Raw genomic sequence first — 16,957 nt, forward strand, 5'->3', positions numbered from 1 at the left:
TGTTATCTAGTTTTGAGAGAACACTCTCAATAGTTTGGTGGCGATAGCGAAGAGGTCACACCCGTTCCCATGCCGAACACGGAAGTTAAGCTCTTCAGCGCCGATGGTAGTCGGGGGTTTCCCCCTGTGAGAGTAGGACGCCGCCAAGCAATCATACGGTAAAGGCAGCTCATGATGAGCTGCCTTTTTTGTTTGTTTATAAGTATTGCTTAAGGAAATTAGAAATGTAATAAGGAAATTTACGTTCTGTGACCTCTAAGAACCGCCGGATCAATACATAATCATCGCTGACATGCTGTGTCAGCAGTTCATACCACCATTCCGTTTCATATCTCGCAATCATCCCAATATTATACAGGACCAAATAATGAATTATCATTTCAGGAAGATGCAGGAACTGATCACGCTGAGAGGGAAGATAATATTGATTTTTCTCTAAGTGAAACGCTAAGTTTGGCGAAGACCAAGGTTCAGTATCTAGCGGATCAGTCTCAAAAACCAAATGGTTATGGATTTTCCTGACAAAAGACCAATTCAAATGATGACTGATATATTCTGCAAAGCGGGAGTCAGACATATTGTACTGAATCACCGTATGTTCAGGAACTAAAACAAGGTCATCTTTCAGCTCTACTTTGGTCAGCCAATTCTTTTTCTCTTGAAAATGAAATACACTGTGCAATTCGGGTATGGCTGTCAGCAGTTTTTTCATTGTATACCGTTCTTCCTCAAGACCCGCTATTCCGAATAAGTGATTCATTACATGTATACATAAGCCATTGCGCTGCACCTTCACTTCATCATCCCTAAAACTGTAATTTTGCTTTTTTCGCTTTCGGGCAGTAACGCCATGTGCGAGTACTGAGGCGTGACTCGGATAGCTTGGATCTGTAGTCAGAAGACAGGCTTTCAGCAATTGTGACATCCCGTAAAACAACAGAATAGGCTTAATTTCTAAAGGGGAGAGAGATGCCTGTTTATAAAAGGACTCGGCGTGTTTGATAAAAAATATGAAGCGTTCACTGTTTTTAAACGCATATCGTTTTGGTTCTTCCATCCCTCTTTCTGTATAGACTTTATTTAGGAATTTCTGGGAGGATTCCACGGAATAAAATAATGATAACTCTTTCCACTCAAGGTCTCTCATGTGTATTTTTAAACCCTTTCCTTTATCTAAATATTTCAACTCTTCTTCGCTTCCTTGACATGCCGTTTTCTAGTTGATAATCTACATATAATATTTTGCCGAAAAGAGGGGGATTTACTAATGTGGGAAAGTAAATTTTCAAAAGAAGGCTTAACGTTCGATGATGTACTGCTCGTACCGGCTCAATCAGACGTACTTCCGCGTGATGTGGATTTATCTGTTGAACTGACAAAAACGTTAAAGCTTAATATTCCTGTCATCAGTGCGGGAATGGATACAGTAACAGAATCAGCTATGGCGATTGCGATGGCCAGACAGGGCGGCTTGGGCATTATCCATAAAAACATGTCCATCGAACAGCAGGCTGAACATGTTGACAAAGTCAAACGTTCTGAACGGGGCGTTATTACAAATCCCTTCTTTTTAACACCTGATCATCAAGTATTCGATGCGGAGCATTTGATGGGGAAATACAGAATTTCCGGTGTTCCGATCGTAGATAATAAAGACGATCAAAAGCTTGTCGGAATCATTACAAACCGTGATCTTCGCTTTATCTCTGATTATTCAATGAAAATCAGTGACGTGATGACAAAAGAAGAGCTGGTTACGGCTCCTGTAGGCACCACATTAGACGAAGCAGAAAAAATCTTACAGAAACATAAAATTGAAAAACTTCCATTAGTGGATGACCAAAACAAATTAAAAGGTCTTATCACGATCAAAGATATTGAAAAGGTTATCGAATTCCCGAATTCATCTAAAGATGAACACGGACGCCTTATTGTCGGCGCTGCGGTAGGCGTGACAGGCGATACAATGACACGCGTCAGCAAGCTTGTTGAAGCGAATGTCGACGTGATTGTGGTCGATACGGCTCATGGACATTCCAGAGGCGTACTGAACACGGTTGCGAAAATCCGTGAAACATATCCTGAACTGAACATTATCGCAGGAAATGTGGCAACGGCTGAAGCGACAAAGGCTTTGATTGAAGCCGGAGCAAACATTGTAAAAGTGGGAATCGGGCCTGGTTCCATCTGTACGACACGCGTCGTTGCAGGTGTAGGCGTACCGCAAATCACTGCCATTTATGATTGTGCCACTGAAGCAAGAAAACACGGCGCAACAATTATCGCGGACGGCGGTATTAAATTCTCCGGTGATATTACGAAAGCATTGGCATCCGGCGGACATGCCGTAATGCTTGGAAGCCTGCTTGCCGGTACTTCAGAAAGCCCGGGAGAGACTGAAATCTATCAAGGCAGAAGATTTAAAGTGTATCGCGGTATGGGTTCTGTCGCTGCCATGGAAAAAGGCAGTAAAGACCGATATTTCCAAGAAGAAAATAAGAAATTCGTCCCTGAAGGTATCGAAGGACGGACTCCGTACAAAGGTCCTGTAGAAGAAACAGTGTATCAGCTTGTCGGCGGTCTTCGTTCAGGTATGGGATATTGCGGTTCAAAAGACTTACGCGCTTTAAGAGAAGAAGCTCAATTCATCCGTATGACAGGAGCAGGTCTTCGCGAAAGCCATCCGCATGATGTTCAAATTACGAAAGAATCACCAAACTATACAATCTCATAATTGTTACAAATAAAAAACATTTGACAGGGTCGCTGACTCTGTCTATTTTTTTTATATCGAGTGTGATAAAATTTATACTGTTGTGTTTTGAATTTGAATATGTCCTTAACGGCTTAATTATAGATTTAAAATGAATGACGGAGGTCGTAAGATTGAACATCACGAAATGGAAACAGCTGTTAGTGTCATTAGTGGTACTGGCACTGGCCGCAACTTGCTTTGTTCCAATGTCTAAAGCGGAGGCAGCCGGCAATGACCCGGTTGATGTCAATGCTTCAGCTGCGATAATGATTGAGGCTTCATCGGGGAAAATCTTATACAGTAAAAATGCAGATAAAAGACTGCCGATTGCCAGCATGACAAAAATGATGACTGAATACCTGCTTCTGGAAGCCATTAAAGAAGGAAAAGTGAAATGGGATCAAACGTATACTCCTGATGATTACGTCTATGAAATTTCTCAAGACAACAGTTTATCAAACGTCCCTCTTCGGAAAGACGGCAAATACACAGTCAAAGAACTGTACCAGGCCATGGCGATTTACTCTGCTAACGGAGCCGCGATCGCTGTTGCTGAAATTCTTGCCGGAACTGAAACGAAATTTGTCGCTGAAATGAATGCGAAAGCCAAAGAATTAGGCATGACAAACTATGATTTTAAAAATGCCACCGGACTTGTGAATGAAGACCTTCACGGCAAACAGCCGCAAGGAGAAGGCGTTAAAGAAGAGAGTGAAGTTTCTGCTAAAGACATGGCGCTTCTTGCAGACCGCCTGATCACTGATTATCCGGAAGTTCTGAAAACAACAAGCATCGCTAAGACGAAATTCAGAGCCGGCACTGATGATGAAATGGACATGCCGAACTGGAACTTCATGTTAAAAGGCCTTGTTTCTGAATATCCCGGCGTTGACGGGTTAAAAACGGGTTCTACTGATTCTGCGGGATCTTGTTTTACAAGCACCGCACAGCGGAACGGAATGCGAGTCATCACTGTTGTGTTAAACGCAAAAGGCAACCTGCATACCGGACGATTTGATGAAACGAAAAAAATGCTCGATTACGCATTTAACAGCAATTTCTCAATGAAAGACCTTTACCCTGAAGGCTCTCAAGTAAAAGGGCACAAAACAATTGACGTTGATAAAGGGAAAGACAAGCAAGTCGATATTGTGACTGATAAGGCGCTTTCTATTCCTGTGAAAAGCGGGGATGAAAAGAACTATAAAGCCGAAGTGACTTTAGATAAAAAAGAAATCACGGCTCCTGTGAAAAAAGGGACGAAAGTCGGAACGCTGAAAGTTACATACAAAGGCAGTGACAAAGACTACGGCTTCCTCAAATCCAAAGAGTTCAGCGTGAATCTTGTAACGAAAAATGATGTAGATAAAGCAAACTGGTTTGTTCAGATGATGCGCGGCATCGGCGGTTTCTTCTCCGGAATCTGGAACAGCGCCGTTGATACGGTAACAGGCTGGTTTTAAGAAATAAGAAAGAGCTCTGATGAAAGTTAGGGCTCTTTCGCTTAATATACTGAAAAAACCAAATTGTTAGTAAAAAATGATATCTATCTCTTCCGTCACACTGTAAAATAAGAATATCCATATGAAATATTGTATTTCTGGGATACAATAAGAGATAGAAATTATCTAACTATACATTGACTAGGGGGACCAAATAATGGCTCAAACAGGTACTGACCGTGTAAAACGCGGAATGGCGGAAATGCAAAAAGGCGGCGTCATCATGGACGTTGTAAATGCTGAACAAGCGAAGATTGCGGAAGAGGCGGGAGCTGTTGCCGTAATGGCGTTAGAACGAGTTCCGGCTGATATTCGCGCTGCCGGCGGTGTAGCCCGCATGGCTGACCCGACGATCGTTGAAGAAGTAATGAATGCTGTATCCATTCCCGTAATGGCAAAAGCGCGTATCGGACATATCGTTGAAGCGCGTGTCCTTGAAGCAATGGGAGTAGATTATATTGATGAAAGTGAAGTTCTGACTCCTGCTGACGAAGAATTTCATTTAAATAAAAATGAATATACTGTTCCGTTCGTATGCGGATGCCGTGATCTCGGCGAAGCAACGCGCCGTATCGCTGAAGGAGCTTCCATGCTTCGTACAAAAGGCGAACCGGGAACAGGAAACATTGTGGAAGCTGTCCGTCATATGAGAAAAGTAAACGCGCAAGTGCGCAAAGTTGCAGCGATGAGCGATGATGAGCTGATGACTGAAGCGAAAAACCTCGGTGCACCATATGAGCTGCTGCTTCAAATCAAACGTGACGGCAAATTGCCTGTTGTCAACTTTGCTGCCGGCGGAGTGGCGACGCCTGCTGATGCGGCATTGATGATGCAGCTGGGCGCTGACGGCGTATTTGTCGGTTCAGGTATTTTCAAATCAGACAACCCTGCTAAATTCGCCAAAGCAATTGTGGAAGCAACGACTCACTACACAGATTACAAACTGATTGCTGAGCTTTCTAAAGAATTGGGCACAGCGATGAAAGGTATCGAAATCTCAAATCTATTGCCGGAACAGCGTATGCAAGAACGCGGCTGGTAAAACCATAGGAGAGCTGGAAGCATGTTAACAATTGGTGTACTTGGACTTCAAGGAGCAGTAAGAGAACATATTCGTTCAATTGAAGCATGTGGTTCAAAAGGTGTTGTCATTAAGCGTCCTGAACAGTTGAATGACATTGACGGCTTAATCCTGCCGGGCGGAGAAAGCACGACAATGCGGCGTTTAATGGATACGTATCATTTTATGGAGCCGCTTCGCGAGTTTGCCGCTCAAGGCAAGCCGATGTTCGGCACATGCGCCGGTCTGATTATATTAGCCAAAGAGATTGCGGGAACCGATCATGCCCATTTAGGGCTGTTAGACGTAGTTGTCGAGCGTAATTCCTTTGGCCGTCAGGTCGACAGCTTTGAAGCTGACCTGACGATTAAAGGCCTTGATGAGCCGTTTACGGGTGTATTTATTCGCGCGCCGCACATTTTAGAAGCCGGAGAAGATGTTGAAGTGCTTTGTGAGCATAACGGACGCATCGTGGCTGCAAAGCAGGGGCATTTGCTCGGCTGCTCGTTCCATCCTGAACTGACGGATGACCACCGGGTGACAGAGCTGTTTGTGAAGATGGCGGAAAAGCATAAGCGGGAAACAGCTGTATAAAACAGTTGAAAACCGCTGATACTTATAGTACATTATAAACACAAATAAAGATCGAAAAGCGTTGACAGGAAGCAGTAGGAAGCCTCTCTTTCAAAGAGAGCCGATGGGTGGTGCGAATCGGTGGAAGATGCTGTCCGAATCCGTCCTTGAGCGAAATGCTGAAAACAAGTAGGCATTTACGGGAAAACCGTTATGTGTTAAAGCGGGAAGCAAGTGTAAGCTTGTTTTCAATCAGGGTGGCAACGCGAGAGCTCTCGTCCCTTTTAGGGGATGAGGGCTCTTTTTTATTTTCGATAAAACAGATAGGAGTTGTTAAGTATGATTGATACGAAGGTCCTGAGAGCCAATTTTCAAGAAGTAAAAGCGAAGCTCATTCCTAAAGGCGAAGACTTATCTGACTTTGATAAGTTTGAAGAGCTTGATGAAAAAAGAAGAGAACTTATCGGCAAAGTAGAAGAACTGAAGGGAAAACGCAACGAAGTGTCTCAGCAGGTCGCCGTTTTGAAACGGGAGAAAAAAGACGCTGATCATATTATTAAAGAGATGCGTGAAGCAGGCGAAGAAATTAAGAAGCTTGATGAAGAGCTTCGCACGGTGGAAACCACGCTCGAAACCATCCTTCTGTCTATTCCGAACATCCCGCACGATTCAGTGCCTGTCGGGGAAACGGAAGATGATAATATTGAAATTCGCAAGTGGGGAGAGGCGCCGGCATTTGCATATGAGCCGAAACCGCATTGGGATATCGCTGACCGCTTGAACATCCTTGATTTCGAACGCGCTTCAAAAGTAACTGGAAGCCGGTTTGTGTTTTATAAAGGACTAGGGGCCCGTCTCGAACGCGCGCTCTACAACTTTATGCTGGATCTTCACGTTGATGAGTATGATTACACGGAAGTCATTCCTCCTTATATGGTAAACCGTACGAGCATGACAGGGACGGGACAGCTTCCTAAATTTGAAGAGGATGCTTTTAAAATCAGGGAAGAGGATTATTTCTTAATTCCGACGGCGGAAGTGCCGATCACAAATATGCACCGCGATGAAATCTTATCCGGCGAAGACCTGCCGATTAATTATGCCGCATTCAGCGCCTGCTTCCGTTCAGAAGCGGGATCTGCTGGCCGTGATACACGCGGTTTGATCCGCCAGCATCAATTCAACAAGGTTGAGCTTGTGAAATTCGTGAAGCCGGAAGATTCTTATGAGGAGCTTGAAAAATTGACAAATCAAGCTGAACGGGTGCTTCAGCTGCTCGAACTGCCGTATCGTGTCATGAGCATGTGTACCGGAGATCTCGGCTTTACAGCTGCGAAAAAGTACGATATTGAAGTATGGATTCCAAGCCAAGACACATATCGTGAAATTTCTTCTTGCAGCAACTTTGAGGCCTTTCAGGCGAGACGCGCAAACATTCGATTCAGACGCGAAGCGAAAGGCAAGCCGGAGCATGTGCATACATTAAACGGTTCAGGTCTGGCAGTCGGCAGAACAGTAGCTGCCATCTTGGAAAACTACCAGCAGGAAGACGGAAGTGTCGTCATTCCGGAAGTGCTTCGTCCTTATATGGGAAATAAAGAAGTCATCAAACCATAAAAAGGTGCGCCCTAGAGGCGCGCCTTTTTTGCTGTTTGATATAAAGCGGCGACATTCCGGGCTGTGCTTTCAAGGTTAAAACGGCCTGATGCTAAGGCATCTTCAAGACTTACAGCGCCCGGCACGATAGAAAATACAGCTGTTATTCCTCCGTTGTATACATGTTCAAAGTCTTTTCCCAAGGAACCCGCCAACGCGATAACGGGAATTTTTTGAGCGGCTGCGCGTGCTGCAATTCCTGCGGGTGTTTTGCCGAATATTGTTTGTCCGTCAATCTGCCCCTCTCCGGTGATGATAAGGTCAGCGCCTTTTATCTGATCTGAAAAGGACAGTGTATCTAATACAACGTCAATCCCGCTTTGAAGGTCGGCTTGTAAGAAGGCGATCAGCCCTGCGCCTAAACCTCCTGCAGCGCCCGCGCCTTTTACGGTATCCGCTTCAATATCGTGCTGCCGTCTCAATACATCAGCGAAATGGCGTAAATTGCGATCCAATACAACTTTTGTCTTCTCGGACGCCCCTTTTTGCGGGCCAAAGACATATGATGCGCCGTTTTCCCCGGTCAGAGGATTTTCGACATCGCATGCGGCACGGATACGGATATTTTTCAGATCAGGGGAGAGGCCGCTTATATCGATAGAAGCCAGGGTGTGCAGCGAGCCTCCGCCGTCAGGTATCTCCTGGCCTTCCTCATTTAAGAAACGCACACCGAGCGCGCTCGCCATCCCGGTCCCGCCGTCATTGGTTGCGCTCCCGCCAAGACCGATGATGATTTCACTCACCCCGCGGGAAGCTGCATCTGCTATCAGTTCACCCGTTCCTCTTGTTGTAGTGTTCAACGGATCTCTGAGATGACGGGGGATGAGATGAAGTCCTGATGCTTCTGCTATTTCAATGACTGCCGTGCGTCCGTTTCCCAGAAGTCCGTATGCGGCGTTTACCGGGGTTCCCAGCGGACCGGTCACTGTTTTATTAATGATTCTCCCCCCGGTGGCCTCCGTTAAAGCCTGAACGGTTCCTTCTCCGCCGTCCGCCGCGGGTATCTTGATATATTCAGCATCAGGGAAGACTGATTTGAATCCTTTTTCGATGCTGTCGGCAGCTTCTTTTGCTGTCATGCTCTCTTTAAAAGAATCCGGTGCGATTATGACTTTCATTGTGTTCTCCACCTTTATGAACAGGTTATCTATTTGAATGTATTCTTGGTTTTCACTGTGTTTTCCTGCCGTATAACAGAAAGCGGTTGATTTTGGATACAAGTCTTTTTGTATGATAGTAAAGCTGACGGACAAGCTGTTTAAGAAAAGAAATAAAAAATATGAAAAAAGCGCTTGACTGAAAAATAAGTCATGTGGTATATTATTAAATGTCGATACGGAGGAATACCCAAGTCTGGCTGAAGGGATCGGTCTTGAAAACCGACAGGGGTGTCAAAGCCCGCGGGGGTTCGAATCCCTCTTCCTCCGCCATATTGATTTTAAACCTAATGAAACTCGAGCATATATTGGAGATTGTTTTGTCCGCTGCATCTGATGCAGCGGATTTTTTATATGCAAAAAAAAGCGATTTTCTCTGTTCGGGGAAAATCGCTTTCTTATTTTTACTTATTTCTGTTTTCGTTGATCACGCGGCTGATTTTTTCGATCAAAGGTTCCAGTGACTGTTCATCAGCTTCAAGGTCATAATCTTCAATGCGCACTTTCAGCACAGGGCAGGCGTTAAAACCGCTGATCCAGTCTTCGTACCGTTTATACATCTCTTCCCAATAGGAGCGGTTTGTCTGCAGCTCCATATCGCGGCCGCGCTTTTCAATCCGTTCTATAATGTTTTCAAGATCACCTTCTAAATAGATCAAAACATCAGGGTGCGGGAAGTATGGCGTCATGACCATCGCTTCAAAAAGGCTGGTATATGTTTTGTAATCTGTCAGCGACATGGTTCCTTTATCGGCATGCATTTTTGCGAATATGCCTGTATCTTCATAAATCGAACGGTCCTGCACGAATCCGCCGCCTGATTCAAAGATGTTTTTCTGCTCCTTAAACCGCTCAGCCAGAAAATAAATTTGCAAGTGAAAGCTCCAACGCTCAAAATCATGATAAAACTTCTCTAAATAAGGGTTTTCATCCACTTCTTCAAGCGAGGTATTAAAGCCGAGCCGTTTTGCTAAAGCCTTGGTTAAAGTCGATTTTCCGACTCCTACCGTTCCCGCTACTGTTATAATGGCGTTGTTTGGAATATGAATGTCTTTCATTTAATAAGCTCCTTTACCTGACGGGCAATTCTTTCATAGTCTGTCTTATTCAAAACAAAGTCTTCGGTATCACCGTCAATGGTCAGTACAGATATATCCGGATCTTCTTCCTGAAGCTGTCTGATGGCTGTGTCGTAATCTGCAATGAGACGTTCCAGATATTGATGCTCGATGTTTTTCTCAAACGGGCGCCCGCGTTTTTCGATGCGTTGAAGCAATGTCGGCAGGCTTGCCTTTATGTATACAATAACATTCGGTTTCGGCAAGTCGTGAGTGAGCAGATGATAAATCTGCTTATATTTCTCAAGCTTTTGTCCGTGCAATGTGCGCTCTGCGAAAATAACGTTTTTATAAATATGATAATCGGACAAAACGGGCTGTCCTTGTTTTAAGTAATCACGATCTGTATCTTCAAGCTGTTTATACCTGTGACAGAGAAAAAACATTTCAAGCTGGAAACTCCACTCCTCGATATTATCATAGAACTTATCAAGATAAGGGTTGTCTTCCACAATCTCATTAATCATAGGAAAACCGAGCTCTTCAGAAAGCATAGAAGCGAGTGTCGTTTTTCCCGCCCCGATAGGACCTTCTACCGCGATAAAAGGGGCTCTGTTCATTGAAAATCCTCCTTAATTCTGCAAACATCCGTCATCTGCCGGCCTTTATATTGTATCATACTCTCAGAAAAGCCCATGAAAAAAGACGCTTCCAATTAACGAAACGTCTCTTTCACAATATGAAATTGATCTCCGAGCAAAAGCCAGTTTTGCGGGAAGGAGAGGCCGAGTTTCCAATAGCTGATTCCTCTTAAATGAAGTTCTTTAATTAAATTGAATTTCGCTTGAATGGATCGTGCGTCTTCAAACCATACTTCATGCCGTCTCTGATTTTCATCCGTGTATCGAAAGAATGGAGCCTGGGCGGTTTCGTCATATTGAATGTCAACTTTATAGCGTGCTGCCAGAGCAATTGCCTGCTGAGGACTGACGGCTTTCGCTGTCGTTCCCTGTTTGAAAGGCAGTGTCCAATCATAGCCGTACATATTCTGGCCCATGACGATTTTTGAAGCAGGCATTTCTGTCAGCGCATACTCAATGACATTCCTTACAGGGCCGATTGGTGATACGGCCTGAGCCGGGCCCCCGCTGTATCCCCACTCATATGTCATGATGACGACAAAATCGACGATTTCTCCATGTGCCCTATAGTCATGTGCTTCATACCATTTGCCGGCCTGGGTCGCGCTCGTTTTCGGAGCAAGCGCCGTTGAAATCTTCCAGCCTTGACGGTGAAAAATCGTCCTCGCTTCACGTAAAAAACGATTGTAGGCTTCTCTGTCCTGAGGACGTAAATATTCGAAATCAAAATGAATATCGCGAAAGCCGTGCTGTTTAGCCGTGGAGACGATTTCCTGAAAGAGTTTTGTTTTCACGGTATTATCATTCAAAATGAGCCGCCCGAGATCATCGCTGAATGCGTCATTTTCAAGGTTGGTGATGATCATCATCAGTGCGGTGTTGTGCCTGTCACTGATGCTTCTTAAATTGGTGAGAGGCGGTTCCTTTAAAGTCCCGTTCCGCTGCACTTGAAAACTGAATGCACCGAGGTATGTTAAATAAGGTGAGGCCTCTCTTGCCGCCTGCTGCAGATTAGCGCTTATGCTCGTTCCCCGCGGTTCTATATAGGCATTTGATTCGATATCGGGCTTATTTGTCTGCTGCGGAATGTAAAGGCGGGTCCCGCTTTGCAATGGGGTGCTGAGCTGAATTCCGTTCACCCTCGCAAGCTCCGCGGCCGATATATGAAAACGGCCGGCGATTGCCGCAAGAGTATCGCCTTGTTTCACTTCGTAATATTGACCCTCAATCGGGATGACAAGAGTTTGTCCGACAACCAGTGTATTGGGATTAGGCAGTTTATTTGCTTCCGCAATGACATTTGCGGATGTCCGGTAGCGCGCCGCAATAGCGGAAAGCGTGTCGCCCCGTTTCACTACATAGATCTGAATGAAAAACGCCTCCTTTCATATCCGCTATCAAATGTATGAAAAAAGGAGGCCGATCATGTTTATTTTTCGTCGATAATTTGTTTTTCCGTGGTTATTTCTGCGAAGAGAACATTCTCCATCATCGTCAAGGCGAAATCATTGTCTTCGTCGCTATTGGAAGCGGTGCAGTCTTTCGGGATGGTAATGCTGTATTCTCTCATATAAGCGTCGTTAGCCGTGAACAGCACACAAATATTCCCGGCAATCCCCGTAATCATTAATCGATTCACTTGCAGCTCGGTCAGAAGAGTATGAAGCGCCGTTTCATAAAAAGCGGAATGCTTCGGTTTAATGAGAAAATAATCATCCGGATGAGGCGAGATATCTTCTATTATGGATGCGCTTCTGTCGTTGCTGCATTCCTCCCTGATGGCATCAATATCCGCCTTCCAAAGCCCGTAATGGTCATTAATATAAATAATCGGCCAGTTGTTTTGTTTTGCATGCTTCTTTAATGATAAAATACTGGGGACGATTTGTTTGGTTTTTTCAGCAAGGCGTTCGCCCATATCAAATTGAAAATTGTTAATCATATCGACAATGAGAAGGGCTGTGTTGTTAGGTTCAGACAATGCCGGCAACTCCTTTCTGCTGGGGTATTCCTATTTTAACCTTTATGAGACATGAAAAAACTTAAGAAGAGAGCTTGAACCGATGAATGATGAATATTATATGAGAGAAGCCATAAAAGAAGCGAAAAAAGCAGAAGCGAAAGGCGAAGTGCCGATCGGGGCCGTCCTTGTTCTGCATGATGAGATCGTGGCGCGGGCGCATAATCTGCGGGAGACCGAACAGCGGTCGCTGGCCCACGCGGAAATGCTGGCGATAGACGAAGCGTGCCGCAAGCTGGGAACATGGAGACTTGAAGACGCCGTTCTTTATGTCACTTTAGAGCCGTGCCCGATGTGCGCGGGAGCCGTCGTGCTTTCCAGAGTCGATAAGGTCGTGTTCGGCGCATTCGACCCCAAGGGAGGCTGTACAGGAACGCTTATGAACCTTCTGCAGGAAGAACGGTTCAACCACCAAGCGGAAGTGGTGAGCGGCGTGCTTGAAGAAGAGTGCGGAGAAATGCTCAGCGCTTTTTTCAGAAAGCTTCGCCGGCAAAAGAAAGACATGAGGAAAAAGTTGTCTGAGTAGTACGGTTGCATTTTCTGCCTGAAGCAGATATACTTATGTGTGCATCATAAATGGTGCGCATATAAAAATTTGATATTTATTTTGCCGTGCTAAGCGGGGAGGTAGCGGTGCCCTGTACCCGCAATCCGCTCTAGCGGGGCCGAATCCCTTCTCGAGGTTCGTTTACTGTAAGGTCTGCCTTAAGTAAGTGGCGTTGACGTCTGGGTCCTGCGCAATGGGAATTCATGAACCATGTCAGGTCCGGAAGGAAGCAGCATTAAGTGAAACCTCTCATGTGCCGCAGGGTTGCCTGGGCTGAGCTAACTGCTTAAGTAACGCTTAGGGTAGCGAATCGACAGAAGGTGCACGGTAAATCAATCATCAAATTTCAGACTCACCTGTTTATGACAGGTGAGTTTTTTCGTGTATGAAAAACGGGTTTTGGCGTTAAAAGCCCGTTCATGTATAATAAACATGATGAATAACAGAGGAGGGCGCATCCTGTGGGTTACCAAGCTTTATATCGAGTATTTAGGCCTCAGCAGTTTGAAGATGTGGTCGGACAGGAACACATTACGAAAACGCTGCAAAATGCCCTTTTGCAAAAGAAATTTTCTCATGCATATCTGTTTTCTGGACCACGGGGAACGGGGAAAACCAGTGCAGCTAAAATATTTGCGAAAGCAGTCAACTGTGAGCACGCCCCTGTAGAAGAACCGTGCAATGAATGCGCGGCGTGCAAGGGGATCACAAACGGCTCTATATCAGATGTGATTGAAATAGATGCGGCGTCGAATAACGGTGTAGACGAAATCCGCGACATCCGCGACAAGGTAAAATTCGCCCCGTCGGCCGTTACCTACAAGGTATATATTATAGATGAGGTGCATATGCTCTCTATCGGCGCATTCAATGCGCTTTTGAAAACGCTGGAAGAACCGCCGGCACATTGCATTTTCATATTAGCTACGACTGAGCCTCATAAGATTCCTTTAACCATTATCTCCAGATGTCAGCGTTTTGACTTCAAACGGATTACATCCAAAGCAATTGTCGGACGAATGAAGACAATCGTCGATGCAGAGCAGCTGAAGGTGGAAGAAGGCGCCCTTGATATCATAGCGAGCGCCGCAGACGGTGGAATGAGGGACGCGCTGAGCCTGCTCGATCAAGCCGTATCATTCAGCGGCGAGGAGCTGTCGGTGGATGATGCACTGCTTATTACCGGAGCCGTTTCCCAGCACTATATTGGAAAACTGGCATCTGCTCTTCACCGCAAACAGGTTTCCGAGGCATTGGAAACACTGAATGAATTGCTCCAGCAGGGGAAAGATGCGGCCAAACTGATTGAAGATATGATTTTCTATTTCAGGGATATGCTCTTGTACCAGGCTGCTCCCAGTTTAGAAGGAGTCCTGGAGAAGGTGAAGGTCGATGAAACGTTCCGGAATCTGAGCGGTGAAATACCGGCCCCCGCTTTATATGAGATGATTGACATCCTGAATAAAAGCCATCAGGAAATGAAGTGGACGAACCACCCGAGAATCTTTTTTGAAGTGGCTGTCGTGAAAATATGCCAGACGGCACAGCAAGCCGCCGCAGATATCCCAGAGGTCGGCATGCTGATGAATAAGATCCAGCAGCTTGAGCAGGAAGTAGAAAGGCTGAAGACCTCCGGGGTGAAAGTTCAGGCGGAAAGCGCTCCGAAAGAAGCCCCGCGTCCTCAAAAAGGCGGAAAAAGCCATTACAAAGTCCCGGCCGGAAGAATTCATGAAATATTGAAGGAAGCCACAAGGCCTGACCTTGAACAGCTTAAAAGCAGCTGGGGCAAGCTGCTGGCACACCTGAAACAGCAGAATAAAGTGTCTCATGCGGCTCTTTTGAATGACAGTGAACCGGTGGCCGCTGCCCAGAAGGCGTTTGTGCTTAAATTTAAATACGAAATCCATTGTAAAATGGTTGCTGAAGACAATAACGGAGTCCGTACGAATCTTGAACAGATTCTCGAATCAATGCTCGGGAAAAGAATGGATTTGATTGGCGTTCCGGAAGCACAATGGGGTAAAATAAGAGAAGAATTTTTAAATGATCATCAGCAGGAAAGTGAAGGATCAAACGAACCGGCTGAAGAAGATCCGCTGATTGCAGAGGCGAAAAAACTTGTCGGAGCGGATTTAATCGAAATAAAAGACTAATAAGATGAAAGAGAGTGATTGAATATGCGTGGCGGAATGGGAAACATGCAAAAAATGATGAAACAAATGCAAAAAATGCAAAAAGATATGGCGAAGGCTCAGGAGGAGCTTGCTGAAAAAGTGCTTGAAGGCACAGCGGGCGGCGGAATGGTGACTGTAAAAGTCAACGGTCAAAAAGAAGTTGTAGACGTTGCGATTAAAGAAGAAGTCGTTGATCCGGAAGATATCGAAATGCTTCAGGACCTGGTTCTTGCTGCGACAAACGACGCCCTCAAGAAAGTCGATGACATGACGAATGAGACAATGGGACAATTTACAAAAGGAATGAACATACCGGGTTTATTCTAGGGGGATAAATAAACATGCAGTATCCTGAACCAATATCAAAGCTGATTGACAGCTTTATGAAATTGCCAGGGATCGGACCGAAAACAGCGGTTCGTCTGGCTTTTTTTGTTCTAGGTATGAAAGAAGACACAGTATTGGATTTTGCTAAGGCGCTCGTCAATGCGAAGCGGAATCTGACATATTGCTCGATCTGCGGACATATTACAGATCAGGACCCTTGTTATATATGCGAGGATACAAGAAGAGATAGATCTGTCATTTGTGTGGTGCAGGACCCTAAGGATGTTATTGCAATGGAGAAGATGAAGGAATATAACGGCCAGTATCATGTTCTTCACGGCGCAATTTCTCCGATGGACGGCATCGGCCCGGAGGATATTAAGATTCCGGAACTGCTGAAGCGTCTTCAGGATGATCAAGTGACAGAAGTTATCCTCGCGACCAACCCTAATATTGAAGGGGAAGCAACAGCGATGTATATATCGAGGCTGTTAAAGCCCTCAGGCATCAAGCTCTCCCGTATTGCCCACGGTCTGCCCGTCGGCGGTGATTTGGAATATGCTGATGAGGTCACTCTTTCAAAAGCTCTTGAAGGAAGACGTGAATTGTAAGGGAGGAAATGGCGAGGCATGGGTTTTCTTCGCAGAAATACATTAAGAAAAGAGTTTGATGACAAACTGATTGAACAGCTCTTTAAACAAAAAGAAGAATGGAACAGACAGAAGAGTCTGGTCGATAAAAGTCTTGAGCCCTCAGCTGAGGTGCTGTTTGAGCTGAAAGTCGCTGAATCTAAATACTTTTTTTATTTGAAAGAAGCGAAGCAGCGGAATTTAAAAATGAGCAGATGGAAGTAAGAGGTCTATTCTCCGGGGTCTTCTCATAAGCTTGTACTAAACAAGCGAGGGGGAAGATTCATGGAGCCTTTTTTTATTATCGGTTTGATTGTCGGTCTGGTTGCTTTGCTTTTATTATGGGGAGTATCTTCAAAGCCGTTAAGATGGATTGGTGTGACTGCCGTTAAGTTTATTGCCGGAGCGATTCTTCTGGCAGGTGTGAATTTATTCGGCGGGAGTCTCGGCATTCATATACCTGTTAATCTAATCACAACCGGCATCAGCGGGATTTTAGGAATACCCGGCATCGCGGCTTTAATCGTCATTAAACGCTTCATCATTTAATTTGTCGTTTATTGTTGACATGATGAATCAAGGGTGGTATTCTAATATACGTCGCTGATGACAAAACGGATTTTCGAAAAAGAAATTCAAAAAAGTTATTGACGACAATGATAATGATGTGTTATAATAATTAAGTCGCTTCGAGAGAAGTCGAAAAAGTTCTTTGAAAACTAAACAAGACAAAACGTACCTGTTAATTCAAAGTTTTAAATAAATCGCACAGCGATGTGCGTAGTCAGTCAAACTACTTTATCGGAGAGTTTGATCCTGGCTCAGGACGAACGCTGGCGGCGTGCCTAATACATGCAA

Annotated in this window: 17 protein-coding genes, 1 tRNA gene, 2 rRNA genes, 1 other RNA gene and 1 other annotated feature; of the genes, 15 read left to right on the forward strand and 6 right to left on the reverse strand. The window is 45.0% G+C overall.

Going from position 1 to position 16,957, the window contains the following annotated elements:
- The first annotated feature begins 33 nt into the window (after positions 1-33).
- Positions 34-149, forward strand: a 5S ribosomal RNA gene (gene rrf, locus AC1DN5_RS18705).
- A gap of 47 nt (positions 150-196) precedes the next feature.
- Here the strand turns inward: rrf and AC1DN5_RS18710 are convergent.
- Positions 197-1,147, reverse strand: a complete 951-nt coding sequence (locus AC1DN5_RS18710; protein WP_366970251.1) for a YaaC family protein — start codon at positions 1,145-1,147, stop codon at positions 197-199.
- A 120-nt stretch (positions 1,148-1,267) separates the two neighbouring features.
- Between AC1DN5_RS18710 and guaB the strand changes: the two genes are divergently transcribed.
- The 5 genes from guaB to serS all read left to right on the forward strand — a co-directional run bounded on the left by guaB (position 1,268) and on the right by serS (position 7,507).
- The gene (gene guaB / locus AC1DN5_RS18715) at positions 1,268-2,734 is read left to right on the forward strand and encodes an IMP dehydrogenase (RefSeq protein ID WP_003150717.1); all 1,467 of its coding nucleotides are present in this window, start codon (positions 1,268-1,270) and stop codon (positions 2,732-2,734) included.
- Positions 2,735-2,886: 152 nt separating this feature from the next.
- Positions 2,887-4,218 carry a D-alanyl-D-alanine carboxypeptidase gene (dacA, locus tag AC1DN5_RS18720; protein ID WP_016937307.1) on the forward strand — a complete coding sequence of 444 codons (1,332 nt, stop codon included), beginning with the start codon at positions 2,887-2,889 and terminating at the stop codon, positions 4,216-4,218.
- A gap of 196 nt (positions 4,219-4,414) precedes the next feature.
- Positions 4,415-5,299, forward strand: coding sequence for a pyridoxal 5'-phosphate synthase lyase subunit PdxS (pdxS, locus tag AC1DN5_RS18725; protein ID WP_016937306.1), 885 nt, complete (start codon positions 4,415-4,417; stop codon positions 5,297-5,299).
- A 21-nt stretch (positions 5,300-5,320) separates the two neighbouring features.
- The gene (gene pdxT, locus AC1DN5_RS18730; protein ID WP_269773813.1) at positions 5,321-5,911 is read left to right on the forward strand and encodes a pyridoxal 5'-phosphate synthase glutaminase subunit PdxT; all 591 of its coding nucleotides are present in this window, start codon (positions 5,321-5,323) and stop codon (positions 5,909-5,911) included.
- Positions 5,912-5,963: 52 nt separating this feature from the next.
- Positions 5,964-6,176: a binding site (T-box leader), on the forward strand.
- A gap of 53 nt (positions 6,177-6,229) precedes the next feature.
- Entirely contained in the window at positions 6,230-7,507 is a 1,278-nt protein-coding gene (serS, locus tag AC1DN5_RS18735; RefSeq protein WP_049627751.1) for a serine--tRNA ligase, read from the forward strand.
- An 11-nt stretch (positions 7,508-7,518) separates the two neighbouring features.
- Here the strand turns inward: serS and AC1DN5_RS18740 are convergent, their stop codons facing one another.
- Positions 7,519-8,664 carry a glycerate kinase family protein gene (locus AC1DN5_RS18740; protein ID WP_366970248.1) on the reverse strand — a complete coding sequence of 382 codons (1,146 nt, stop codon included), beginning with the start codon at positions 8,662-8,664 and terminating at the stop codon, positions 7,519-7,521.
- A gap of 219 nt (positions 8,665-8,883) precedes the next feature.
- Between AC1DN5_RS18740 and AC1DN5_RS18745 the strand changes: the two genes are divergently transcribed.
- Positions 8,884-8,976: transfer RNA gene (locus AC1DN5_RS18745), tRNA-Ser, on the forward strand.
- Between the two features lie 131 nt (positions 8,977-9,107).
- Here the strand turns inward: AC1DN5_RS18745 and dck are convergent.
- The 4 genes from dck to AC1DN5_RS18765 form a co-directional block, all read right to left on the reverse strand.
- On the reverse strand, positions 9,108-9,761 hold the full coding sequence (gene dck / locus AC1DN5_RS18750) for a deoxyadenosine/deoxycytidine kinase (RefSeq protein WP_016937302.1): 654 nt from the start codon (positions 9,759-9,761) through the stop codon (positions 9,108-9,110).
- On the reverse strand, positions 9,758-10,381 hold the full coding sequence (locus AC1DN5_RS18755; RefSeq protein WP_013350734.1) for a deoxynucleoside kinase: 624 nt from the start codon (positions 10,379-10,381) through the stop codon (positions 9,758-9,760). Before AC1DN5_RS18755 ends, dck begins: the two co-directional genes overlap by 4 nt.
- Before the next feature lie 95 nt (positions 10,382-10,476).
- The gene (locus AC1DN5_RS18760) at positions 10,477-11,766 is read right to left on the reverse strand and encodes a glycoside hydrolase family 18 protein (protein WP_366970252.1); all 1,290 of its coding nucleotides are present in this window, start codon (positions 11,764-11,766) and stop codon (positions 10,477-10,479) included.
- Between the two features lie 65 nt (positions 11,767-11,831).
- Positions 11,832-12,383, reverse strand: a complete 552-nt coding sequence (locus tag AC1DN5_RS18765) for a cysteine hydrolase family protein (RefSeq protein WP_366970249.1) — start codon at positions 12,381-12,383, stop codon at positions 11,832-11,834.
- Between the two features lie 82 nt (positions 12,384-12,465).
- Between AC1DN5_RS18765 and tadA the strand changes: the two genes are divergently transcribed.
- From tadA to AC1DN5_RS18805, 8 genes are all read left to right on the forward strand, one after another.
- Entirely contained in the window at positions 12,466-12,948 is a 483-nt protein-coding gene (gene tadA, locus AC1DN5_RS18770; RefSeq protein ID WP_016937298.1) for a tRNA adenosine(34) deaminase TadA, read from the forward strand.
- An 84-nt stretch (positions 12,949-13,032) separates the two neighbouring features.
- Positions 13,033-13,297: signal recognition particle sRNA large type (gene ffs, locus AC1DN5_RS18775), an RNA gene on the forward strand.
- 133 nt (positions 13,298-13,430) lie between these two features.
- The gene (dnaX, locus tag AC1DN5_RS18780; protein ID WP_366970250.1) at positions 13,431-15,122 is read left to right on the forward strand and encodes a DNA polymerase III subunit gamma/tau; all 1,692 of its coding nucleotides are present in this window, start codon (positions 13,431-13,433) and stop codon (positions 15,120-15,122) included.
- Between the two features lie 24 nt (positions 15,123-15,146).
- A complete protein-coding gene (locus AC1DN5_RS18785) occupies positions 15,147-15,470 on the forward strand; it encodes a YbaB/EbfC family nucleoid-associated protein (protein WP_003150700.1) in 324 nt (107 codons plus the stop codon).
- A 14-nt stretch (positions 15,471-15,484) separates the two neighbouring features.
- Entirely contained in the window at positions 15,485-16,081 is a 597-nt protein-coding gene (gene recR / locus AC1DN5_RS18790) for a recombination protein RecR (RefSeq protein ID WP_016937296.1), read from the forward strand.
- Between the two features lie 18 nt (positions 16,082-16,099).
- A complete protein-coding gene (locus AC1DN5_RS18795) occupies positions 16,100-16,324 on the forward strand; it encodes a YaaL family protein (protein WP_016937295.1) in 225 nt (74 codons plus the stop codon).
- A gap of 60 nt (positions 16,325-16,384) precedes the next feature.
- Positions 16,385-16,648, forward strand: coding sequence for a pro-sigmaK processing inhibitor BofA family protein (locus AC1DN5_RS18800; RefSeq protein ID WP_016937294.1), 264 nt, complete (start codon positions 16,385-16,387; stop codon positions 16,646-16,648).
- Between the two features lie 249 nt (positions 16,649-16,897).
- Positions 16,898-16,957, forward strand: a 16S ribosomal RNA gene (locus AC1DN5_RS18805); the annotation flags it as partial.

Source organism: Bacillus sp. 01N42_2 (genome assembly GCF_056399565.1).